At 59.1% G+C, this 22,455-nt stretch carries 17 protein-coding genes and 1 pseudogene; 1 reads left to right on the top strand and 17 read right to left on the bottom strand.

The window, feature by feature from the left end:
- Positions 1–70: 70 nt before the first annotated feature.
- The 16 genes from NWP14_RS00195 to NWP14_RS00120 form a co-directional block, all read right to left on the bottom strand.
- Entirely contained in the window at positions 71–1,726 is a 1,656-nt protein-coding gene (locus tag NWP14_RS00195; RefSeq protein WP_095101215.1) for a hydantoinase B/oxoprolinase family protein, read from the bottom strand.
- Complete coding sequence (locus NWP14_RS00190) at positions 1,723–3,822, bottom strand: hydantoinase/oxoprolinase family protein (RefSeq protein WP_375214546.1); 2,100 nt, start codon at positions 3,820–3,822, stop codon at positions 1,723–1,725. The genes NWP14_RS00195 and NWP14_RS00190 overlap by 4 nt, the downstream gene beginning before the upstream one ends.
- 22 nt (positions 3,823–3,844) lie before the next feature.
- The gene (locus NWP14_RS00185) at positions 3,845–4,576 is read right to left on the bottom strand and encodes an aspartate/glutamate racemase family protein (RefSeq protein WP_346431125.1); all 732 of its coding nucleotides are present in this window, start codon (positions 4,574–4,576) and stop codon (positions 3,845–3,847) included.
- A complete protein-coding gene (locus tag NWP14_RS00180) occupies positions 4,573–6,207 on the bottom strand; it encodes an ABC transporter substrate-binding protein (protein WP_346431124.1) in 1,635 nt (544 codons plus the stop codon). The genes NWP14_RS00185 and NWP14_RS00180 overlap by 4 nt, the downstream gene beginning before the upstream one ends.
- 167 nt (positions 6,208–6,374) lie before the next feature.
- The gene (locus tag NWP14_RS00175; protein ID WP_346431123.1) at positions 6,375–7,727 is read right to left on the bottom strand and encodes an MmgE/PrpD family protein; all 1,353 of its coding nucleotides are present in this window, start codon (positions 7,725–7,727) and stop codon (positions 6,375–6,377) included.
- Position 7,728: 1 nt separating this feature from the next.
- A complete protein-coding gene (locus tag NWP14_RS00170) occupies positions 7,729–9,456 on the bottom strand; it encodes an ABC transporter ATP-binding protein (protein WP_375214545.1) in 1,728 nt (575 codons plus the stop codon).
- A 25-nt stretch (positions 9,457–9,481) separates the two neighbouring features.
- The gene (locus NWP14_RS00165) at positions 9,482–10,396 is read right to left on the bottom strand and encodes an ABC transporter permease (protein WP_375214544.1); all 915 of its coding nucleotides are present in this window, start codon (positions 10,394–10,396) and stop codon (positions 9,482–9,484) included.
- Positions 10,383–11,369, bottom strand: a complete 987-nt coding sequence (locus NWP14_RS00160; RefSeq protein ID WP_375214543.1) for an ABC transporter permease — start codon at positions 11,367–11,369, stop codon at positions 10,383–10,385. The genes NWP14_RS00165 and NWP14_RS00160 overlap by 14 nt, the downstream gene beginning before the upstream one ends.
- 323 nt (positions 11,370–11,692) lie before the next feature.
- Positions 11,693–12,784 (bottom strand): sn-glycerol-3-phosphate ABC transporter ATP-binding protein UgpC, encoded by a 1,092-nt coding sequence (locus NWP14_RS00155; protein WP_346431120.1) that lies wholly within the window; start codon positions 12,782–12,784, stop codon positions 11,693–11,695.
- A gap of 14 nt (positions 12,785–12,798) precedes the next feature.
- Positions 12,799–13,926: an N-methyl-L-tryptophan oxidase gene (solA, locus tag NWP14_RS00150; RefSeq protein WP_346431119.1), complete on the bottom strand. Its 1,128-nt coding sequence runs from the start codon at positions 13,924–13,926 to the stop codon at positions 12,799–12,801.
- 12 nt (positions 13,927–13,938) lie between these two features.
- Complete coding sequence (locus NWP14_RS00145; protein WP_375214542.1) at positions 13,939–15,009, bottom strand: aldo/keto reductase; 1,071 nt, start codon at positions 15,007–15,009, stop codon at positions 13,939–13,941.
- A 26-nt stretch (positions 15,010–15,035) separates the two neighbouring features.
- A complete protein-coding gene (locus NWP14_RS00140) occupies positions 15,036–15,923 on the bottom strand; it encodes a carbohydrate ABC transporter permease (protein ID WP_095101195.1) in 888 nt (295 codons plus the stop codon).
- Entirely contained in the window at positions 15,878–16,777 is a 900-nt protein-coding gene (locus NWP14_RS00135) for a carbohydrate ABC transporter permease (RefSeq protein WP_095101193.1), read from the bottom strand. Before NWP14_RS00135 ends, NWP14_RS00140 begins: the two co-directional genes overlap by 46 nt.
- Positions 16,759–18,063, bottom strand: coding sequence for an ABC transporter substrate-binding protein (locus tag NWP14_RS00130; RefSeq protein WP_375214541.1), 1,305 nt, complete (start codon positions 18,061–18,063; stop codon positions 16,759–16,761). The genes NWP14_RS00135 and NWP14_RS00130 overlap by 19 nt, the downstream gene beginning before the upstream one ends.
- Before the next feature lie 4 nt (positions 18,064–18,067).
- Complete coding sequence (locus NWP14_RS00125) at positions 18,068–19,474, bottom strand: NtaA/DmoA family FMN-dependent monooxygenase (RefSeq protein ID WP_375214540.1); 1,407 nt, start codon at positions 19,472–19,474, stop codon at positions 18,068–18,070.
- The gene (locus tag NWP14_RS00120; RefSeq protein ID WP_346431117.1) at positions 19,471–20,685 is read right to left on the bottom strand and encodes an acyl-CoA dehydrogenase family protein; all 1,215 of its coding nucleotides are present in this window, start codon (positions 20,683–20,685) and stop codon (positions 19,471–19,473) included. The genes NWP14_RS00125 and NWP14_RS00120 overlap by 4 nt, the downstream gene beginning before the upstream one ends.
- Before the next feature lie 649 nt (positions 20,686–21,334).
- On the opposite strand from NWP14_RS00120, the pseudogene NWP14_RS00115 reads away from it, so the two are divergent.
- Positions 21,335–21,427, top strand: a pseudogene (locus NWP14_RS00115) (integrase); the annotation flags it as partial.
- Positions 21,428–21,442: 15 nt separating this feature from the next.
- On the opposite strand, the gene NWP14_RS00110 reads toward NWP14_RS00115, so the two are convergent.
- On the bottom strand, positions 21,443–22,351 hold the full coding sequence (locus NWP14_RS00110; protein ID WP_375214539.1) for a LysR substrate-binding domain-containing protein: 909 nt from the start codon (positions 22,349–22,351) through the stop codon (positions 21,443–21,445).
- Positions 22,352–22,455: the final 104 nt, after the last annotated feature.

The following is a 22,455-nucleotide window of genomic DNA, read 5'->3' as shown; positions in this document are numbered from 1 at the left end:
CAGAGTTTAGGTAATAAAATCCCCGGCCCATTATTGTGAATGGGCCAGCGTACTAACAACGTTGATTAATTTATCTCAGGCGCTGCGCGTCTATGCCATAAACGGCGATGGCCTGTTCCTGGCTAATATATCCCGCCTCAACATCGGCAAGAATATCTTGCTCTGTCCGCTGCTGCGGCTTTCCCCAACCGCCGCCGCCGGGCATTTCCAGCACCAGTCGATCGTCGAAAGGGATCTCCTGAATGCCTTTCGCGTTCAGCGGCTTACCCGATGCCAGGTAAAGCCGACCGGTGCGTCCCGGCAACCCTCCTTCGCTGCCGCGCGCGGGATGATTAACCCGGTCGAAGCGAGCATACAGCGCCAGCGGCACGGGAAAACGGTTGCCGATAACCATGCGCTGCCCCAGCCCGCCGCGGTATTGCCCCGCGCCGCCGGAATCCTGGAGCAGAGATTTCTCCCATACCACGACGCTGGTCATGGCCTCCGTGATTTCCACCGGCACATTTTTCACGCCGGAAGGAAACGGCGTGGCGGAAAGCCCGTCGCTCTGCGGCCTCGCGCCCGCGCCGCCGCTGTGGAAACTGGTAGTCATATACGCCTTTCCCCATTCAGAGGCGGGTGCGGCCAAACGCACATTCCACAGGCTGCCGGTACTTTCCGCCGGGGTTTTATCAGCAAGGATCTGGCGCAGGCAGCCGAAAATGAGGTCCGGCAGAAACATCCCAACCAGGGAACGCGCCACGACGGGTCGTGGCCAGTGGGCATTAGCGATGCAGTCTTCCGGCGCCCGCAGCGTAATACATCCCAGCGTCGCCGCATTGTTAGGCAGCGCGGGGGCAATCAGGCTCTTCACGCCAAACGCCGCATAGGCTTCGGTATAGCACAAGGGGCAGTTAATGCCGTAGCGCGACGGCCCGGAGGTCCCTTCCATATCAATATGGATGCCGCTGTCGTCGATGGTGACCGCGGCAACCAGATCGATCGGCTGCTCATAGCCGTCAACCTGCATGCTATTGCGCCATGTTCCGTGCGGCAGCGCGCCGATCGCGGCCATCATCGCCCGCTGGCTGAAGGCCAGAATGCGCGCGCCGACGTCGGAGAAATCCGCCAGCGCATATTCGTCCATCACTTTTTGCAGGCGGCGATTGCCGACATCATTGCAGGCCATCAGCGCAAAAATATCGCCCTCGACCTGCACCGGCTCCCTGACGTTGGCGCGCACGATTTGCAGCAGGCTTTCGTTGACGACGCCGCCCTCGGCCAGCTTCATGATCGGGATAAACAACCCTTCGCCGAAGACCTGGCGCGATTCCGGCGACGGACCGTTGCCGCCGATATCCACCACGTGCGTGGTACAGGCGAACAGCGCGACGGCGCGTCCATGACGAAATACCGGCGTGACCACCGAAATATCCGACAGATGGCCGGTTGCTTTCCAGGGGTCGTTCGTAATGAGCACGTCGCCCGGCGCCAGCGTCTCCAGCGGATAGGCGGCGAGAAAATGCTTCACCGAACGGGCCATTGAGTTCACATGTCCGGGCGTACCGGTCACCGCCTGGGCCAGCATCTCCCCCTCCCGGGAGAATACGCCGGCGGAAACGTCACCCGCTTCCCGGGTTGAGGTGCTGAACCCTGCGCGAATCAGGCTCCTGGCCTGCTCCTCTACCGCCGCGATGAGGCGGCTCCAGATAACCTGCAGCTGAATATCGGAAATAGCAGCGCTCATTTTTCCTCCCGGTGGGCTTGCAAAACAAGATGTTGTTGGCGGCTAAGGGTGACGCTGAATCCCTGCGGCACAACGGTGTTCGTTTCGCTCTCTGCGATAACCGCCGGTCCCAGCAGTCGTGCGCCGATGCGTAACTCCTCGCGCAGATAGATCCCCGCCCGCTGCGCCGACAGCGTGGCGAGATCAACCAACGTCTGCTCACCCTGCGGCGAGGGCGTATACGGATCGTGATTCGGTATAGCGGGGGCCTGTGGAGCGTCGGTCGCAAGACTCAGCCGCAAGCCCCACGTCAGGCACTCCACCTGCATGCCGGGAATGGTGCGATGAAAGTGGCGGGAGTACTCCTCTTCAAAGCGGGCCGTCAGCCATGCGGCGTCGCGATCTTCATAGCGTTTTTTTCCGCTCAGGCGCACCGGAATCTCATGCCCCTGCCCCCGGTAGCGCATATAAACGGTGTGTTCCTGATGCAGCGCGGACTCATCCTGCGAACCAGCCGCCAGCGTAGCTTTCGCCTGCTGGTACAGCTGGCCGAAAATGGCGTTCACACGATCGGCGCTAAATGCTTCCAGCGCCAGCAGCTGCGTTTTCACCACCTCGCAGGCCAGCGGCGCCAGCAAAAAGCCGTGCGCCGATCCGACGCCCGCGCCTTTGGGAATAATGACCCGATCGATACCCAGCTTTTGCGCGACGCGCGCCGCATGCATCGGCGCCGCGCCGCCAAAGGCGATCAGCGTCCGGCCTTCAATGGTCAGGCCCCGGTCGGTCGCATGAACCCGCGCGGCGTTAGTCATATTCTCATCAACCACTTCGACCATCGCCATTGCCGCCTGCAGCCCGTCGCGATCGGAATCATCGCTGAGGTGCGTCTGTAAAGCGCGCACGGCGTTGTCCCGCGACAGGGCAATTTTGCCGCCGGCGAATCGCGCGACGTCGATCTTGCCCAGCAGAAGGTCGGCATCGGTAATCGCCGGCAGTTCGCCGCCGCGCGCGTAGCAGGCGGGCCCCGGCTCCGATCCGCTGCTTTCCGGACCAACGTCAATCAGGCCGAGCGCGTTGCGCTTTGCCAGCGAACCGCCGCCTGCCCCGATTTCGACCATATCCACTACCGGAATACGCAGCGGCATGCCGCTGCCTTTCAGAAAGCGATACGCCCGCGCCACCTCAAGCTCGCGGCCGTATTGCGGCACGCCGTCATCAATAAACACCACTTTCGCCGTGGTGCCGCCCATATCGAAGGCGATGGCTTCGGCGATCCCCGCTTCGCGGGCAATATGGGCGGCAAACACCGCCCCGCCCGCCGGGCCTGACTCCACCAGCAGTACCGGGAAACGGCAGGCCTGCTCAAGCGAGGTCAGGCCGCCATTCGACATCATCAGCAGAGTCTGACCGGCGATGCCGCGCTGACGCAGCCCCCGATCCAGCCGCTGCAGATAGCGGGCAATGGTCGGTTGCACGTAGGCGTTAGCGCAGGCGGTGGAGAGACGTTCGTATTCGCGGATCTCCGGACAGACCTCATGCGACAGGGTGATCGAAAGGCCTGGGCGCGCGCGGCGGAGGAGTTCCGCCGCCTGCCGTTCGTGCTCGCCGTTGACATAGCTGTGCAGAAAACCGATCGCCACCGACGTAATTCCCTGCGCATCCAGCTGCGGCAGCAACTCTTCCAGCGAGCGCGGGTCCAGCGGCGTCAGCACGCTGCCGTCGGCGGCCAGCCGCTCGACGACCTCAAAGCGCAGCGCGCGCGGCACCAGCGGTTCCGGACGTTTCATATACAGGTCGGAAACGTCAAAACGATGCTCGTGGGCGATTTCCAGCGTGTCGCGAAAACCCCGGGTCGTGATCAAAGCCGTTTTCGCGCCCTTGCGCTCAATGAGCGCGTTAGTGGCAAGCGTGGTGCCATGCACGACAGCGCTCACTTCCGTCGCCGCCGTCGCCGTCTCATTGAGCAAATTATCAATGCCCTGTAATACGGCCTCTTCCGGCGCGCCGTGGGTCGTCAGACGTTTGGCCGACACCAGCGTGCCGTCGGCGCGCTGCAATACAATATCGGTGAATGTGCCGCCGATATCGACGGCAATTCGGGTTCCTCTTTGCAACATAACCAGTTTCCGTATAGTTAGCTCATTCGTTTACTGACAGCAGATGGCCCGCCGGTCTACGCGACTTCATATTAAGCGCCCGCAGGAGCGCCCACAGCGATGCCTGATTAGAGGTCACTACAGGTACGCCCAGCGCCTCTTCCAGCAGCGGAATAATCTCCAGCGTCAGCAGATTGGTGCAGCTGATAAATAGCGCATCGGCCCGACCGATCGCTCCGGCATACCTGATGGCGAGCGCCATAATTTCATCGCTATCCACGGCCGCAATGGGGTACGCCGACGAGCAGTTGAACGACTGATAGCCGGTGGTCTCCACCCCGTAGCGATGTAAAAACGCCACCTCGGCGAGATTAATTTCTTCCGGGTATGGGGTGATCATATAAATTCGCTTCGCCTCCAGCGCCCGCAATGCCCTGATAACCGCGTGGGCGGTCGTTACGGCGGGAACGCCGAGAGCGGCGGTGATTTGACGTTCAATCGCTTCCGGCGCATCGGGCTGGCCGACAAAACTGCCGCTGGTACAGCCAAACAGCGCCACCCTTAGCGGCAGACGATCCAGCTGATCGAGCGCCGGGGCGATATTTTGCTGCATCGCTGCCAGCGCTGAGGCAGAGAGCGTCGTACCGCCCGGTCGCCACACGCGAGCGACGTTTAGCGCGATGCTCTCCGGCAGCCAGCGCGGTAGCTCATACTCCAGCGCCATATTGCCTGCCGGTACCAGCAGCCCGGCGCGGATCGGATCCCGGTGTTTCATTTTTGCGCTCCGGCGTCGCCGGATACGCCGATCTCCATCGCAATGGTTTGCTCATCGCTCCGTCCCGGATAGACCAGCGGCTTACGCAACCCCCAAACGTTGATGGGATGGTAAAGCGGCAGCAGAGCCACATCCGCAATGGCAAGCTCAATAGCCGAGGCGAAAAGCGCCTCGCGTTTGCCATCATCAAGGGTGACCAGCCCCTGTTCGATAATCTGGTCCACCTTCTTGTTGCTGTAGAAAGAGCGGTTGCTGGAGCCGTAGCCCCTTTCTTTATCGATGGTGTGCAGCAGTGAGCGCAGGGGCGAAGAAGACTCGCCGGTGGCGCTGCCGTAACCGACAAGGAAGAAGCTGAATTCGCTGCCCTGCGCGTCGCCGGTGACGCGCTTGTAAAACACGCTGCTGGGCATGGTCTCCACCTCGGTTTTGATGCCGACGCGCGTCAGCATCTGCGCCACGGCCTGAGCAACGGCGCTGTCGCGAATAAACCGATCGTTCGGCGAATGCAGCGTAATGCGAAAGCCCTCCGGATACCCTGCGGCTTTTAGCAGCGCTCTTGCCTTTTCCGCATCCGCGATGACGGGTTTAATCGCGTTGCTGTGGCCGAAAATGCCTTCCGGCACCAGCTGATCGGCCACTTCCGCGGCGTCGGTGAGAATATGTTTGACGAGCAGCCGGGTATCGATCGCCAGCTGAAACGCCTGGCGGACCCGTAAGTCCAGCAGCGGGTTATCAATTGGCTGACCCGCGTTATCGCGAATAAACGGTGAACGTTTACGCCCGTGATCGAAGCTGAGAAAGATGGCTCGATTGGTCACGCTGCGGGTCAAATTCACCGCGTCGTTGGTTTTCAGGCGGGCGATATCGCTGGGCGCGACTTTTTCAATGACGCTGACGTCCCCTGAGAGTAGCGCCGCCACGCGCGCGCCATCCGCGCTAATCGGGCGGATGGTAATCTCTTTCCACTGCGGCTTTTCACCCCAGTAATCATCATTGCGGGTCAGTACAATACGGTTGCCGGGAATATAATTGACCAGCTTATAAGGACCGGTGCCGATGACGGCTTTGCCGCTGTTATAGTCGGCGGTCGTCGCCTCCCCGCTGCTGCGGCTAATAATCGCTACCGTAGCCAGCTCATTAGGTACAATCGGATTTGGCGCAAGGGTTTTTATTCTTAATACCGTGTCGCTGATTTTAATGACGGTTTTATCATGTAAATAGGTTCGTAACGCAAAAGGCGAACCAACAATATGGCTGGCGCGATCGAAAGAAAAAATAACATCATCGACAGTCAGCGGCGCGCCGTTATGAAACTTCACGTTCGCCTGTAATTCGAACTCCCAGGTCGTGTCATCAATGACCTGCCATGATTTTGCCAGCCCCGGCTGCGGGCGCTGTTTATTATCCGATCTTACCAGCCGATCGAATAAATAGGTGGTCAGCGCCGCGTTAGCGCTGACGATATGCCAGTGCGGATCGAGCGACGACGGTTCGTTGCTGAACCCCAATACCAGGCTATCTACGGAGCGGGCGGCCCAGCCGGTCACCGGCCAGGTGACAGCCACGGGAATAAACGACGCCGCCGCCAGCGCGCCGGTTCGGAAGAGAAATTGTCTTCTGTTAATATTCATGACTGTCTCCTGGTGGTTTAATTTAGGCAAATTGTATTTATTAATTTCATTTAATCAGAAAGATAAGACATTCCCTTCCCGCACCGCTGACAGTTCTCGCCGATCCGGCCTGGAATATTTTAATAATTAATATTGCTATGAATATGTTTAATGTTTATTAGTCATTATCACTGACAGCACGGCAACAGCCGATAAATATCTAACTCATCGACACAGGATAGCTGCTCTATATTTTGTAATGACGCCCACAGCGCGTGGCTATTTTCTGTTACGCCGCCCCAGTGCAGGCAATGAATAAATTTCTCCTGCAGCTGTTCAGTGCTTAATGGCGATCGCGCATCGCCCGTGGCATAGCGCACCGGCGGGCTGAAGAGCGTATCTCCCTGACGAAAAACAATCTCGATCCGGTCCTGTGGCGCGAAGCCTTCGCGCTCGGGATCGCTTTCTGCAATGACAATACGTTCGCAGCATGCCATCAGCCGCCAGACCTCCGCACGCGCACGTTTCTTATCCTGTAAGGAACCTGGCGTCAGTTCGCCATCGATGAGCGCGCTTGCGGCGACAAACTCCAGGCTAAAGGCACTCTGCGTGCGGTCCATCGGCTTACGGAAACGCAAAATATCGCTGTGACGCTGGCTGGTCATCAGGCGGATGCGCGCAATATCCGCACGGCGCGCGGCCGTCTGTAAATAGAGCTGGCGCGCGGCGTCCACGATCCGGTGAGCGGCATAGCACACCGGATAATATTTAATTGCCGCAGGCTGGCGCGCCAGTAGCCAGTCCTGCTGCCGTAATGCCAGCGCCGTCGTTCTGTCTGCGGGATGGTGCGGCGACCAGGTCGTCAGCCAGCCGCGCTCCTGTTCCAGAATAGCGTCATTGCCGGTAATGCCCTGACGCGCGAGCAGCGCGGCAAACAGACCGGCTTTGGCGGCGAAGCCAATATGCAACGCCTTAACCGGCGTGCCGAAATTCGCCATCAGTCCCGCGCTTTGCGAAGCCGCAATCGCCAGCGCGTGCCGGGCCCTAACCGCATCAAGTTCAAGCGCCGAGGCGCAGGCCGCCGCCGCCGCTATGGGGCCGATTAACCCGCTGGGATGCCAGCCCGCCGCGTGCGCCAGCACCGGATGCCGCCGCCGTAATTCGCCCCACGCTTCATAGCCTGTGGCGTAAGCAACCAGTAGCGCGCGCCCGGACAGCGGAAAGCGCCTCGCCAGCGCCAGTAGCGCCGGGATCAGTACGGCAGCGGGGTGCCCGCCCAGCGCGACGTTGTCATAGTCCAGCACGTGCGCCGCCGCGCCCGCCTGCAGCGCGAAGGCGAGAATATCCGGGGGCGTATCCTCCGCCAGCAGGCGCTGCGTTTGCGCCAGCCTGCTGATGGTATCCTCGTTTCTGCCCGCCAGCATCACCGCCAGCGTGTCGATCAGGTCGCGTCTGGCGTAATGCAGCGCATCGTCGCCGAACGGTATCTGGCGGGCGGAAGCAATCATGTCCCCCAGTTCGCGGGTCAGCATCATGGTCATATCAGCGGTTCACCACGACCTGATGCTCAGCCGCAATCTGACGATAAACCAGCGTTGGAACATCGGCATTGGCCGGCATAACCGCATGCACTATCTCGCTGTTATCCAGTTCAGGCGCCCTGCTGCGTCGGGAAGGGTCGGCAACGGGGACCGCGCTGAGTAAACGGCGGGTATAGGGGTGCTGCGCCCGCTGAAAAATATCCTCGTTACGCCCCGTTTCGACAATGACGCCGCGTTGCATGACGGCGACACGATGGCTGAACTGTCTGACCACCGACATATCATGAGAAATAAACAGAAAGGCCGTACCGAGCTTGTGCTGCAGGTCGCTCAGCAGCTGCATGACCTGCATTTTCACCAGCGCGTCGAGAGCGGATACCGATTCGTCGGCAATGATCACCTCAGGCTCCATGATCAGCGCCCGCGCGATGCAAATACGCTGACGCTGGCCGCCGGAAAATTCATTGGGGTAGCGCGTCGCCATGCCCGGCGTAAGCCCGACCAGCTTCAGCAGCTCGCTAACCCTTTCACGCGCCTGATGCCGGTCGCCATGCCGATGGTAAATCCACGGTTCTGCAATCGCCTCGCCGACAGTCATGCGAGCATTCAGGCTGGACCACGGGTCCTGGAAGATCATCTGCACGCGGCACGCGCGATCGGTTCGTAACGGCAGACCTGGCGCAACGATCTGTTCGCCATTGAGGAGGACGCGGCCAGCCTGCGGCGCGACCAGCCCCACCAGCGCTCGCCCCAGCGTGGATTTGCCGCTGCCCGACTCGCCCACCAGCGCCAGCGTTTCGCCGCGCCTGAGCTGTAAGGAGATTTGCTCAACGGCATGCACCCGCTGCTTCACCCGTCCCAGCAGGCCGCCGCGGAGGTTAAAACGGCAGGTCAGTCCCTCAATCTCCAGCAGCGGTTCTGCGGCGGAGGGCGCGGTGGGAGGCAGCGCATCATGGCGGGCGGCCGCCAGCAGCCGCGCCGTATAGGTATCCTGCGGATGCGCAAACAGAGCAACGGTAAGATTCGTTTCTTTTACTTCTCCCGCCTGCATCACGAGGGTTCTGTCGGCCATTTCCGCCACCAGGCCCATATCGTGGGTGATAAACAGGACAGCCATCCCCTCTTCACGCTGCAATTGCTTGAGCAGGGCCATAATTTGCGCCTGGATAGTCACATCCAGCGCGGTCGTGGGCTCGTCGGCGATCAGCACTTTCGGACGTCCCGCCAGCGCCAGCGCAATCATCACCCGCTGGCGCATCCCGCCGGAGAGCTGATGCGGATAGTCACCCATCCGCGTTTCCGCTGCAGAAAGTCGGACCTTCTTCAGCAGGCCGATGGCTTCCTGTCGCGCCTGACGGCGGCTCAGCTGCTGGTGCTGAATCAGATGTTCCATAAGCTGATAGCCAATCGTGAGCACCGGGTTCAGGCAATCCTCCTGAAAAACGATGCCGATATCGCCACCGCGCACCGCGCGCATCTGTTTTTCGCTCAGCGGCAATAACGCCTGCCCGTTCAGCAGTACGCTGCCGGTAACGCGCGTGCTCTTTTCGGGCAAAATCCGCATGATTGCCGCCGCCGTAACGCTTTTCCCCGAGCCCGACTCGCCGACCAAGGCCAGCGTCTGACCGGCGTCAAGCGTGAAGGAAATATGGCGGACGACCGACCGCCACTCGCCGTCGGATTGAAGATCCACGCTCAGGTTTTCAACTTCAAGAACTGGCCTCATCATGCCTCTCCCCGCCGGAGTAAGTCGTTTATTGTGCCCATGGATTGAGCACGTCCCGCAGGCGATCCCCTGCTATATTAATCGCGACGATGGTCACCATCAGCGCAATGCCGGGGTAAAAGCAGATCCAGTATTCACCCGATAACATATATTGATAGCCGTTGGCGATAAGCAAGCCGAGACTCGGTTCCGTCACCGGCACGCCCAACCCCAGAAAGGAGAGCGTCGCTTCCAGCGCAATCGCCCGCGCTACCTGTACGGTGGAAATCACAATCAGCGGTGGCAAACATTGCGGCAGAAGATGGCGAAACAGAATGCGATGTAAAGGCAGCCCAAGGCAGACCGCGGCCTCAATATAGCCTTTCTTACTTTCGACAAGCGCGGTGCTGCGCGTGGCCCGGGCGTAGGTCGCCCACTCAACAATAACCAGCGCCAGCACCACATTACCGATACCTTTGCCTAAGAAAGCCAGCAGCATTAAGGCCACCAGAATGGCCGGAAAGGAGAGCTGCAAATCCACCAGCCGCATAATGAAGGCATCGGTTTTACCGCCGCGATAGGCAGCCAGCAGCCCCAGGGACCCGCCGATAATGGCCGCGAAAAAAACAGAAACAAAACCGACGCCCAGCGAAATACGCAGTCCGTACAGTATCGCCGATAGCATATCCCGCCCCTGATCGTCGCTGCCCAGCCAGAACAGGATGCCGGAACTGCCCTGTGCGCCCGGCGCCAGCTGCCCGTCAATAATGCTGAGCTGCTGAAGATCGTAAGGGTTTTGCGGAGCCAGCAGAGGCGCGGCAAAGGCCGCAATAATAATCAGCCCTATCAACAACGCAGCAAATAACGCGCTTTTTGAACGCGAGTAGCGCCTTAAAAATTGCCGTATGCCCTGTTTGCGCTGCGGCGTCGACGCTATCACCATATTTGCCTCAGCCATTCGCATTTGCTCCCGCATTTATTCTGATTCGCGGATTAAGCAGCGATGAGAGAATATCCACGACGAGATTTATAACAACAATAAGGGTGACGATGATCATCAGATAGGCGACGATAACCGGCCGGTCGAGCATATTAATACTGTCAATAATCAGTTTGCCCATGCCGGGCCAGGCAAATATTGTCTCAGTGACCACCGAAAAAGAGATAACCGAACCGAACTCCATTCCCACCACGGTGATCAGGGGAATCACAATATTTTTTAATAAGTGGACAAACGTCATTCTGAACTCAGATAACCCACGCGCTTTGGCCAGCCGCATATAATTCGCTGACATCTCCTCCCGCACGCCGGCGCGGGTGAGACGCAATAACAGGGCGGTTTTAAATAAGGCCAGATTAATGGCCGGGAGTAATAAGTGGCGTAATCCATCGCCGGTCAGGAAAGACCACTGAACGCCCAAAAAGGTTTTCATCTCGCCGCGTCCGCCGCTGGGCAGCCATCCCAGACCGACCGAGAAAAACATAATCAGCAGCAAACCCGCCCAGAACGTCGGCAGAGAAAAGCCGAGGATGCTGCCCGCCATAATGGTTTTTGACAGCCCGCTATCCGGTTTTAGCCCCGCATAAAGACCGAGCGGCAAGGCGATAATAATAGCCAGCAAAGTCGCACTGACCGCCAGCTCAAGCGTGGCCGGGAAGCGCTGCAGAATAAGCGTCAGAGCGGGCTGATTAAAGACGTAGCTGCGTCCCAAATCACCGTGCAGGAGGCCCTGTAAAAAAAGCCCGTACTGTTGCCACAGCGAAAGATTAAGTCCAAGTTCAGCAATCAGCTGCTGCCGATCGCGCTCGGTGGCATCGGGAGACAATAAAATATCGACCGGGCTACCAATAACGTGCAGGGCGAAAAAGACCAGCGTCGCCATTAACCAAACCACCACGCATGCCTGCATCAGACGTTTGATTATCAGATTCAACATAGGTAATACAGCTCCGGCTCATGAAATAGCGGCTTCAGGAGGCGAAGTACCGCACTCAGCTGAATCCTTTGGTCTGCGATGAAAATGGAACCAGAAAAGAATACCAATGTATACAGTAATGCTGAAATGCAAAAACCAGCAAAGAAAAGTCTTATTTGAGAAATACCAGACGCGTTTATCCAATCATCTCTTGCCGGTAAAGCCGTGCGCTTTCTTCCCTTTCGTCGCACATCATTTTCTGGGGATACCCGCTGGGCCAACCTCCTCTCCCGACATGTAGCTATTCTTGTCGCTAACTACGCTCAGTGGGCTGGTTTGCCGCTTTACAGTCTGGAATAGGCCCTACCGCCGGCCGAAAACAGCTGAACATGGCGGCTGCTAATGCCCAGCCGTACCGTCATGCCGACTTTGCGCTGCGATTCTCCAGGCACTCTTTGTATCAGCGGCTCATCTACCCCTTCAATCTGGTAATAGAGCAATGTCTCGTAGCCCAGATTTTCAATCAACACCAGCAAGGCGTCCAGCTGCGGTCCGGGGATCTCCTCTGAGGGTAAATGTTCTGGACGCACGCCCAGCCATGCCTGCTCACCCGCCACGGCATGACGACCATCCACCGTCACGAGCAGCGGTACATCGCCGGGCAGACGAACCTTAATGCCCTGCTCGCTGCCCTCCTCTATTTTCACCGGCAGGATATTCATTCGCGGCGATCCGATAAAGGTCGCCACTTCCAGCGTGGCCGGATGATGGTACAGCTCCAACGGCGTCCCTACCTGGGCAATACGTCCCGATGACATCATGACGATACGATCTGCCAGCGTCATCGCTTCCACCTGATCGTGGGTGACGTAAATCATGGTCGAACGCAGCTTTTGATGCAGGCGAGCAATCTGAACGCGCATTTCCACGCGCAGAGCGGCATCAAGATTGGATAAGGGTTCATCAAACAGAAACAGGGCCGGCTCTTTCACCAGCGCGCGGCCAATGGCCACCCGCTGACGCTGTCCGCCGGACAGCATCGCAGGTTTGCGCTCCAGCAGCGGGGTGAGCTGTAAAATACTTGCCGCCTCACTAACCCGCCGGGCAACCTCCGCTTTCGGCCGCTTCGCCAGCGTCAGGCTATATGCCATGTTCTCCGCGACCGTCATATGCGGGTACAGGGCATAAGACTGGAACACCATGCCGATACTGCGCTCCTGCGGCAGGGTATCGTTTATCAGCTGACCATCCAGGAACATCTCACCGGTGCTGATATCTTCAAGACCGGCGATCATCCGTAGCAGCGTGGATTTGCCGCTGCCGGACGGGCCGACAATGACCACAAATTCGCCGGCGTCAATGGTCAGATCGATATCCTGTACCACTCCCTGAGCGTGGAAAGTTTTCCCCACGCCCCGTAATTCTAATTGTCCCATAGTACTCTCTGTTGTTATAAAAACCGCTGTGGGGCAATAAACGCCGTGTCGAGTTCGACCGTCTTACCAAGCGCCTCTGCGGCAATGATCTCGCCGATAGCCGGGGCATGTTTAAAGGCATGACCGCTGTCACCGCCGGCCACCAGCACGTTTTTCCGGTAGCGCCCGACGATAAACTGCGCATCGGGCGTACGGGTGATCATGCACGGACGGGCGCTGGCCGGTTGCGGATGAATCCCTCCCAGCCACTGGCTAACGGCCTGACGCAGCTCGGCGGTATCTTCACGGGTGATATGCCGGTCAATATAGTCAGGGTCGAGCGCGCGACGAGGTACGCCGATATCTCCCAGACCAAGCTTCACCGCCCCGCCGGGTAAAGCGCCGTGCCCCCACAGGGTGAGCGACGGATGAATTTCACGCACAAACACCGGGAACTCAGCCAGGCCGTAACCAGGCGCGACATCAAACCAGGTCATCACCGTGCGAACAGGATCGAGCGGGAGATCGGCAGCAAAGCGCGCCAGCCACGCCCCGCTCGCCAGCACGACCTGATCGGCCCGTACGTCCCCTGCCGAGGTAGCAATGCGCACTCCGTTGCCGTCATCCTCTATCGCCTCGACGCTCACCTGCGTCAGCACCTGCGCCGACAGCGCTTCAGCGCGCTGCAATGCCGCGCGAATAAAGCCTTCCGGGTTCGCCACGCCCGCTTCCGCATCAAACACGGCCACATCATCAGCGCGTAACCCGAGATGCTGCGGCTGACGCGCCGCAAGCTCCGCGGCGGTCCACACGTTCAGCGCGACGCCGAGCCGTTCTGCGGCCCGTAGCGTGCCGCTGACCGCCAGCGAATCGCGACGGCCGATAATGGTGCCGCCCGTTACCGACAGCAGGCTTTCTCCCGCGTGGAGTTCCAGCTGCTGAAACAGGCTACGGGATAAGCGGGCATACTCCCCCAGCGCAGGATGCTCAAGGCAGAAGGTACGGAACAGCCGGGTTTGACCGTGGGTCGCGCCGAGATCGTGAGGCGGAGTAAACCGATCGATGCCGATCGCCCTCACCCCCCGCTCCGCCAGGCGCCACAGCGCTGCGGCCCCCATCGCGCCCAGCCCTACCACCGCCACATCATATTGCTGACCAGCCACGTCATATTCCTCTTACAGTTCGGACGAAATTTTCCACGGATTGACGCCGCCATCGTGTACCGCAAAGTTGTCGATCAGAGCCAGCTCATCGCTGCTGAAGACCAGGTTATCCAGCGCTTTCAGATTCTCAGCCAGCTGCTCTTTGCTGGATACGCCCACCAGCGTCGAAGCCACGCGCGGGTCCCGCAGCGTCCATGCGATCGCCAGCTGCGACAGCGTCTGGCCGCGTTCCGCCGCGATAGCCGCCAGCCCGCGCAGGCGGCGAAGGTTGTCTTCAGACTGCGCCTCGGCGCTGATATAAGTCCGGTGCTGCGCGCGCTGCACCTCAAACCCCTGCAGGTAACGATCGGCCAGCAGCCCCTGCGCCAGAGGCGTGAAGGCAATAGCCGCCGCGCCGGACTGCGTAAGATCGCTCAGCAGTTCGTCTTCAATCCAGCGGTTAAGCAGCGAGTATGATGACTGATTGACCAGCAGCGGCGTCCCCAGCTCTTTAGCAATGCTGAGCGCCTCGCGGGAACGCTGCGCCGAATAGGACGAGATGCCGACATACAGCGCCTTCCCCTGACGGACGAGGGCGTCGAGCGCTTCAATGGTTTCATGCAGCGGCGTATCCGGGTCATAGCGATGGGAATAGAAAATATCCACATGATCGAGGCCAAGACGTTCCAGAGATTCATCAATGCTGCCCAGCAGGTGCTTTTTACCGCCGAGACGGCCGTTTGGCCCGAGCCACTGCGGCCAGCCCGCTTTGGTGGCAATCACCAGCTCATTACGGTACGAACGGAAATCTTTACGCAGGATGCGGCCAATGTTCTCTTCGGCGGCGCCCAGCGGCGGACCGTACTGGTTGGCGATATCAATATGGTTAATCCCGTTCTCGAAGGCAAAACGGACGATGTCGCGCTGCTTCTGGAACGGCGTGTCGTCGCCGAAGTTGTACCAGGTCCCGAGCGCGATGGGCGAAACCACCAGACCACTGTTGCCGACCCGGTTATAGTCATACCGCTTGAAACGGTTTTCGGGCGGCGTCCAGGGGGTATTGGGGTCCGGCCGCTCATCAAGGAATTCAACGCGTTGTGTCATGCTATTCTCCTGCTGCATTCAGCATATTATTTGCCGCCGGTGTGGCTCAGCGAGCGGGTAAATGAACGCTGACCGAAAAAGATCAGCAGCGCCGGGATCAGCGCAAGGATAAAGACTTCGGCAAAGGCCAGACCGTAGTCCTGGGTATAGGCCGAATCCGACAACCCCATCGCCACGGCGCCGGTTTGCTTACTGTTGTCGGTGATAATGAGCGACGGCCACAGCCAGGCATTCCACTGCGCCATCGCCAGAATCATTGCCGTACCAATCACCGCCGGGCGCACCAGCGGCAGGTAAATTTGCAGAAGAATGCGCCACCAGGAGGCGCCATCCAGCAGCGCGGCCTCCAGCTGTTCGCGCGGGATGCTCAAAAAGAACTGGCGCAGGTTGAAAATCGCCAGACCGTGCACCAGCCCCGGAACAATCAGCGCCGTCAGGGTGTTAGCCAGTCCCATCCCGGTAAACACCGTGGTTAACGGCAGCGCCACCACTTCAAAAGGGATCATGAAGGCGAACACCACGGTGACAAACAGCCAGTCACGCCCCGGAAAACGCATCACCGCCAGGGGAAAAGCCGCGAGAATCGCCAGCGCGGTGCCCACCAGCGCCGAAACGCCGGTCACCCACAGCGAGTTAAACAAGTTGGTGGCGAATCCCCGGCTGAACGCCGAGGTAAAATTTTCCAGAGTCCAGCGGCGCGGTATGAATGTCCACAAATCCACGTGGGCCTGGAAGGTCTCCGTCACCGGGCGGAAGGCCGAAGCCACCAGCCAGACAAAGGGCACGGCAAACAGCAGCGAAATCAGCAACGCTATGCAGGTGGCGATCACCCGCCGCAGCTGGCGACGCCGCAGGACGACGTGACGCCTCACGGCGCGCTTCTCATCCGGTTCAACAGCCTGAATTGCAGCCATACCGTGATCCCCATTAAGACAAATAAGATGGTCATCTCCGCCAGCGCCGATCCCGGCGAACTCAGGGCGTAGTAGCGGGTAATGATGTCGTACATAAGAAAGTTACTGGAGCCCTGAGGGCCGCCTTTCGTCAGGGCGCCGATCGGGGCGTAAAGGATAAAGTTCCATACCGTGCTGGCCGTCAGCACGAACAGCAGCTGCCGCTGGATCAGCGGCAGCGTCACATTGACAAACTGCCGCCATTCTCCGGCGCCATCCAGCATCGCCGCATCGTAGTAGTCCTGCGGCACGTCGCGGATGGCGGCAATCAGGAAGATCATCCAGTAACCTACCGCCGTCCAGGTGGATAAGATCACCAGAGCCGCCATCGCGCCATCGACGTCGGTAAACCAGCCGCTGGTGGGCAGGTGCGCCAGCGCCAGCAGGTTGTTCACCACCCCTTCCGGGCGCAGCAGCACGCCAAACACCACCGTGGTCCCCATCAGCGGCAGAGCCGTTGGCAAAAAAGCGAGGGTGCGCCACACGCCGGTCAACGCCACGTTACGCGTCAGCAGCCAGGCGAGAAACAGGGCGAAGACCATAGTCAGCGGATTGACCAGCGCGGCGAACAGCAGCGTACGCCACACGGAATCCCAGAAGCCGGGGTCTTCAAACAGATCGAGATAGTTCTGCCAGCCAACCCACTTCGGCGGGATCACGCTACCCGGCACCGAGGTATAAAACGACTCCACAATCGCCAGCCCGGTCGGAATAATGCGCAGTAACAGCAGCAGCGCCAGCGCCGGAGTCAGCAATAACAGCGCGGCGCGCGCTTCATGGCGGGCAGCCCTGCTGGTCACTGATACTTTCTCCATGCGGCTTTCAGTCTGGCATTCGTCGCGTCCAGCGTTTTCTGCGCATCGGCGCCGTTGATGATGTCGCCAATGGCCGCCCCCATCAGCTGAGTGAACTCCGCGCCGCCCACGGTCTGCGGACGAATACGGGCAGAATGCTGGGCCTGCCAGGTCAAAATATCCTGCAAACCGCTCAGCCGCGGATCGGCGTAGGTCGGATTTTTCCAGAATACGGCGCGGGTGGCTTCGGTGGTCGGAACGTTTTCAGTTTGCGGATCGGCAGAGATAAAACCGCCGTTCTCGCCAAACAGATACCAGTTGAGGAATAAGGCGGCCGCCTGCTGTTTTTCCGGGCTGGAAAGCGCGCTGATGCCTAACGCCCAGCCGCCGCTGGTGGTAGCGTCCTGGCCATCTTTAAACTTAGGCGCGGTGGCGATCCCAAAATCTAAGTCGGCATTTTTGGTAATCGTTGGCGAATTCCAGATGCCGCCATAAAAGAACGCGCTGTCGCCGTTGGCGAAGGCCAGCGCCGTTTCTCGCACGCCACGCGGCGACAGGCCATCGGCGTACAATTTGCCATACCAGCCCAGGGCCTTCACCCATCCGGGATTGTTAACGTCCGGCGTGAGCTGTTTCTCGCCTTTGATGCCGGTTCCGCCGCCAAGGGATTCCGCCAGCGGCTGGAGGTAGTAATACATATCCGGGGTGGAGAAGGTCACGCCGTAAGACGAGGCTTTCGCTGCCACCGCTTTGCGGGCCGTCGCTTCCACCCATTCCCAGGTCGGCGCTTCCCCCGCCTTGTTGGACGGGTACGCCACGCCGATTTGCTTCAGCACGTTTTTGTTGTAATACAGGAAGGTGGTGCCAATCTGGTACGGCAGGTTGAGTAACTTACCGTTGATGGTGGACTCTTTCAGCGCAGGCGGGTCGATCAGCTGGCGTTTCGCGGCGAACGCATCCGTCAAATCGGCTTCCCAGCCGCGTACCGCGTAGCTGGCGCTCTGCGGCTGGTCGATGTCGAAAATATCCACGTTACCCTGGGCAAATCGCGCGCCGAGCGTTTCGTTGTAGCTGTTGAATGGCACCGCGTGGTAGCTGATTTTAATCGTTGGGTAGCGTTTCTCAAATGCCGCGATAATTTTGTTGGCGCGCTCCGCCGGGACCGCGCCGCCAAAGTAATTGAGGGTGATGGTTTTCTCCGGCGCTTTCAGGTTTTCTACCGCCGGGATTGGCGCAGCGCTAGCTGCCCCCACAGCCAGAATGGCTCCCGCCAGGACAACGGTCGATGCTTTTGCTGGTGCTATCATGTCATTACCCCTTCAAATCATTGTTGTTATTTTGCGCTGTAAAACGTCCGCGAAAGTCCGCTGCCGGGTGGGGGACGCTCAGCCGATCGCCCTTGCCAAACAGCCGGTTGCGCAAGGATGACTCTTTTCCCGGCGGCAGGAACAGCCCGCGCTTCGCCAGCGCCGGCAGCACCTGTTCGGCGAATTCGATAAAATCGTGCGGGCTGACAAACTCGTGCAGGTTGAAGCCGTCCACGCCGGTGAGACGAGCAATCTTTTCGATGCTCTCGGCAATGCTTTCCGGCGTGCCCACCAGGGTGGGAGCGTAGGGGCTCAAATTCACCAGTCGCTGCCTGATGGCGCCCACGCTGTCAGGACGGGCTTTTTCGCTGGTGAAGCGTGCCGATTCAGAACGGGAGAAGTTATGCGGTTCGGCAGACAGCGTGTCGTCATCGCCATAGCGGGAGAGATCGAAGCCGCTGGCGCCGCCAAATGCCGCATACTGGGCTTCCGGCGATTGCGCGGCGCGAATGAGATCCGCTTTTTGTTCTGCTTCCGCCTCGGTACGGCCGATGACCACGGAAAGATCCGTCAGCACTTTAATGGAATCCGCCGCCCGGCCGGCCGCGACGGCGGCGGCGCGCAGCTTATCCACGTTGCTGCGCAGAGCATCCGGGTTCATGCCATTGACGAACACCACCTCAGCGTGACGAGCCGCGAAGGCAAGCCCGCGTGCCGAGGCCCCGGCCTGGAAAATCACCGGCGTGCGCTGTACGCTCGGTTCCGTCAGCGAAGGCCCCTGTACGGAGAAATAGTCCCCCTGATGGTTGATGCGATGCACCTTGTCGGCATCCGCATAGCGTTTCGCGGCCTTGTCGTACAGCACCGCGTCCTCCTCCCAGCTCCCTTCCAGCAGTTTATAGAACACCGTCAGGAACTCTTCGGCCCGCGCGTAACGCACTTCATGCGGCAGTTGATCCGGCAGGCCATAATTGCGCGCCGCATTCGGCAGATAGGACGTCACCACGTTCCAGCCGATTCGCCCTTTCGCCAAATGATCGAGGGTGCCGAAGCGGCGGGCAAAGGTAAACGGGTGTTCATAGGTCGTGGATGCCGTCACCGCGAAGGAGAGGTTTTGGGTTACCGCCAGCATCGCCGGGATCACCATAAAGGGATCATTCAGCGGAAAATCTACCGCCCCTTCAATGGCGGGAACCGGCGACTGCCGGTAAACGTCATAGACGCCCAGCACATCGGCAAAAAACAGCGCGGTAAAACCGGCGCTATCGAGAAAGCGCGCGCGTTCCACCCAGTAATCCAGGTCTTTATAGCGATGACGCTGCGAATCCGGGTGAGTCCAGCTTCCCTGGGCGTAGTAGCCCACGCCGTTCATTTCGAAAGCGTTAAAAATTAGCGGGCGCGATGCGCTCATGAACGAGACTCCCGATCGACAGAGGATTCAACAAAGCGGAATATCTGGCTACGCCCCAGCTCCTGATAGCGCAGGCGAACCGGGTCGTGCAGGGTATGGGTGCGCACGTTGCGCCAGTAACGGTCAAGTCGTAGCGAGCGGTCGGCGGCGCGCGCGCCGCTCCAGGAGAAAACGTCGCTGCTGGCCGCCAGGCCGACTTCAGCAGCAAGCGCCTTGGTTGCTGCCAGCTGCGCCTGCAATTGCGGTAATTTTGCGGCATCGCCCTGCTGCACCTCATCCAGCAGCCGCGCCGTGCTCTCCAGCAGCGCGGCCGTCGACAAAACGCGCGCGCTCAGCACGCCAACCTGATATTGCAGCACCGGATCTTCCGCCAGCGAGGGATAAGGCGATTCAAACGGAATACGTTTATCCGTTGCGACCGTCCGTAACCCCCACTGGATAACGCCCTCAGCGATGCCCAGGTCAATAGCCGCGTGGATCAGGCGTCCGCTTTCATGCCAGGCCACGCCGCGATGCTCCGCGTCCCATACCGGGATGACATAATCCGCTGACACCACCACGTTCTCGAGAATCAACGATCCGCTGGAGCTACCGCGCTGTCCCAGTCCGTTCCAGTCGTCAATCAGCGTGACGCCCGGCGCATCGGTGCGGATAAAGGCCAGTGCCTGCCCGCCGCTCTGATGTTTGCCAATCACCGTGATCCAGCGCGCGCCAATGGACCCGGTGGCGTAATATTTACGTCCGCTGATCCGGTAGCGATCGTCGCCTTCGCGACGCAGCGTGGTGGAAAAGTCGGCAGAATGTTTACCGCCCCGCTCGCTGGCGGCATTAGCGATACGCTCCCCGTTCAGGAGGTCCTGAAACAGCACGCGCTGCGCCTCATCCGAGGAGAGCAGGGAAATGGCATCGGTAAAACCGTAATGGGGCTGAAGCAGTTGGGCGATGCCGGCGTCCGCCTGCGCCAGAATGCGGCTGACGGCGATCGCCTGCGCCTGACTGCCGCCGAACCCTCCGGCGGCGCGGGGCAGCCGCAGTGCCAGCAGGCCAGACTGCCGCAGTTTTTCCCGCGCCTGCTGATAGTCACTGCGGAGATCGGATGTCACCGCCAGCGCATCCAGCTCCTCTCTCAGCGCGTGAGCAGCAGCGAAAACATCAAAAAAAGACGAACTGCCGTCAGCCGCAGGCGACGACAAAGCGGATTGATTACGCATAATACCCCTGGCAATAACGGAAACGAGATGTTCCAGAAAAGCTCCGCAAATAAGCGGAGAAACAACTTTGTGAATGCTAATTTTTAAAAACACTATAACCGACGGTTAACAAAATCAATCCCGACCTTTATGCGTATTACGGCTATTTAAAGTCAAAAAAAATCAAAACAGCTGGCGAAACGCAGTTGCGCAGCTAATACCAGCGCCCGCAATGCATGACTAATTAATTCAGTAGAACTGACTCCTTTATTATTTAATAATGCCGCGATTAAGCTATTTATTATAAAACTGCTGCCGGCGGTTTCAGCCCGAGCGGGAGCCGTCCGCGCCCAGTTTGACCATGCCCGCCAGAGGGTATTCTGAAACTCAACACTGACCACGAATCATATTTATAAGGTGCGTGTCTTCTGCCGCCGAGGGCGAAAACAGCGGTTAATTTTTTGGTTCAAGCCGTGAATTTAGCTACGCTGAATCATTCTTACCAATCTTATTTAGCCACATTTTTTAATTAAACATGAATAAGGTTGCTGACAGGCCGCTCAAATCAGTTTTATTTACCCCGCGCCGATTGGGGGGGGCATTCTGGCGGTTGATTATCCCTTTTTTCAGGTTCACCCTCGTGGACTTCCCCCTCCTCCCGAAGCCGTATCCTAATGCCAAAAAACAGGCCGAGATTCAAGAGCTGAAAGCAAAACGCGGCAATACACGAGCTTTCTGGATTGCTGCCAGGGCGTGGTTTACCCCCAGCCGGGGATAATTATCCCGCCTCGGGAAAATGCGCTTTATAGAGGGAACTCAGCCAGTCGATAAATACCCTGACCCGCGGCGAGAGCTGCCGGTGCTGCGGATACAGCGCTGAAAGCGACATTCCCGGACTTTGCCATCCGCCAAGCACCTCCACCAGCCGCCCGTCTTCCAGAGCATCCGCGACGTGATAGCGGGGAAGCTGTACCAGCCCCGCGCCGCGCAGCGCGCAAATGACGTAGTTCTCCGCATCGTTTACCGTCATCCAGCCTTTGAGCTGATAGCTCTGTATTTTGCCATTAACGATAAGCTCAAGCGGATAGTTCGTTCCCCGGCTGGTAGAGAAAAAATTCACGCACTGGTGGGACAGCAAATCGTTGGGTGAGCGCGGCGTGCCGTGCCGGAGCAGATACTCCGGGTTGGCGCAGATAACCTGCGGCATGGTGACCAAATAGCGCGCAATCAGCGATGAATCATGCAGTTTCCCCGCACGAACGGCGCAATCAATTCCCTCACGCACCAGATCGACCAGCCGATCGCCGCTGCTGATAACCAGCTCGATATCCGGATAGCGGGCGTGGAACTCATCAATACGCGGCAGAACAATCCGCGTTGCGTGAGCGCCGTGCAGGTCAATGCGCAAAATACCGCGCGGCCGCGCAACGGAGTGGCGTAGAGAAGACTCGGCGTCGTCGAGTTCAGAAAGAATATGCACGCAGCGTTCGTAGAAAGCCTTACCGTCCAGCGACGTTCGCACGTGGCGGGTTGTCCGCTCCAGCAGCCGGCACTCCAGCTTTTTTTCCAACGCTTTTATCGCATTGCTGGCGGTGGCTCTGGGGATCCCCAGCCTGTCCGCCGCCAGGCTGAAGCTTTCCAGCTCGACGATGCGGGTGAAGAGCAGCAAAGTGTCGAACTTATCCATTTGAAACCTCTCACGCGACCTATTATTAATTTTAATGGAATTATCATATCAAAATACCCCCATTTATCTCTCATAAGAAAACATTAATATCTCTATCAACCCGT

Origin of the sequence: Klebsiella sp. C349492 (assembly GCF_042055345.1) — a bacterium.
Classification (GTDB): Bacteria; Pseudomonadota; Gammaproteobacteria; order Enterobacterales; family Enterobacteriaceae; genus Klebsiella; species Klebsiella scottii.
Note: the sequence above shows the minus strand (reverse complement) of the source record. Positions and strands in the feature narration are given on the sequence as shown.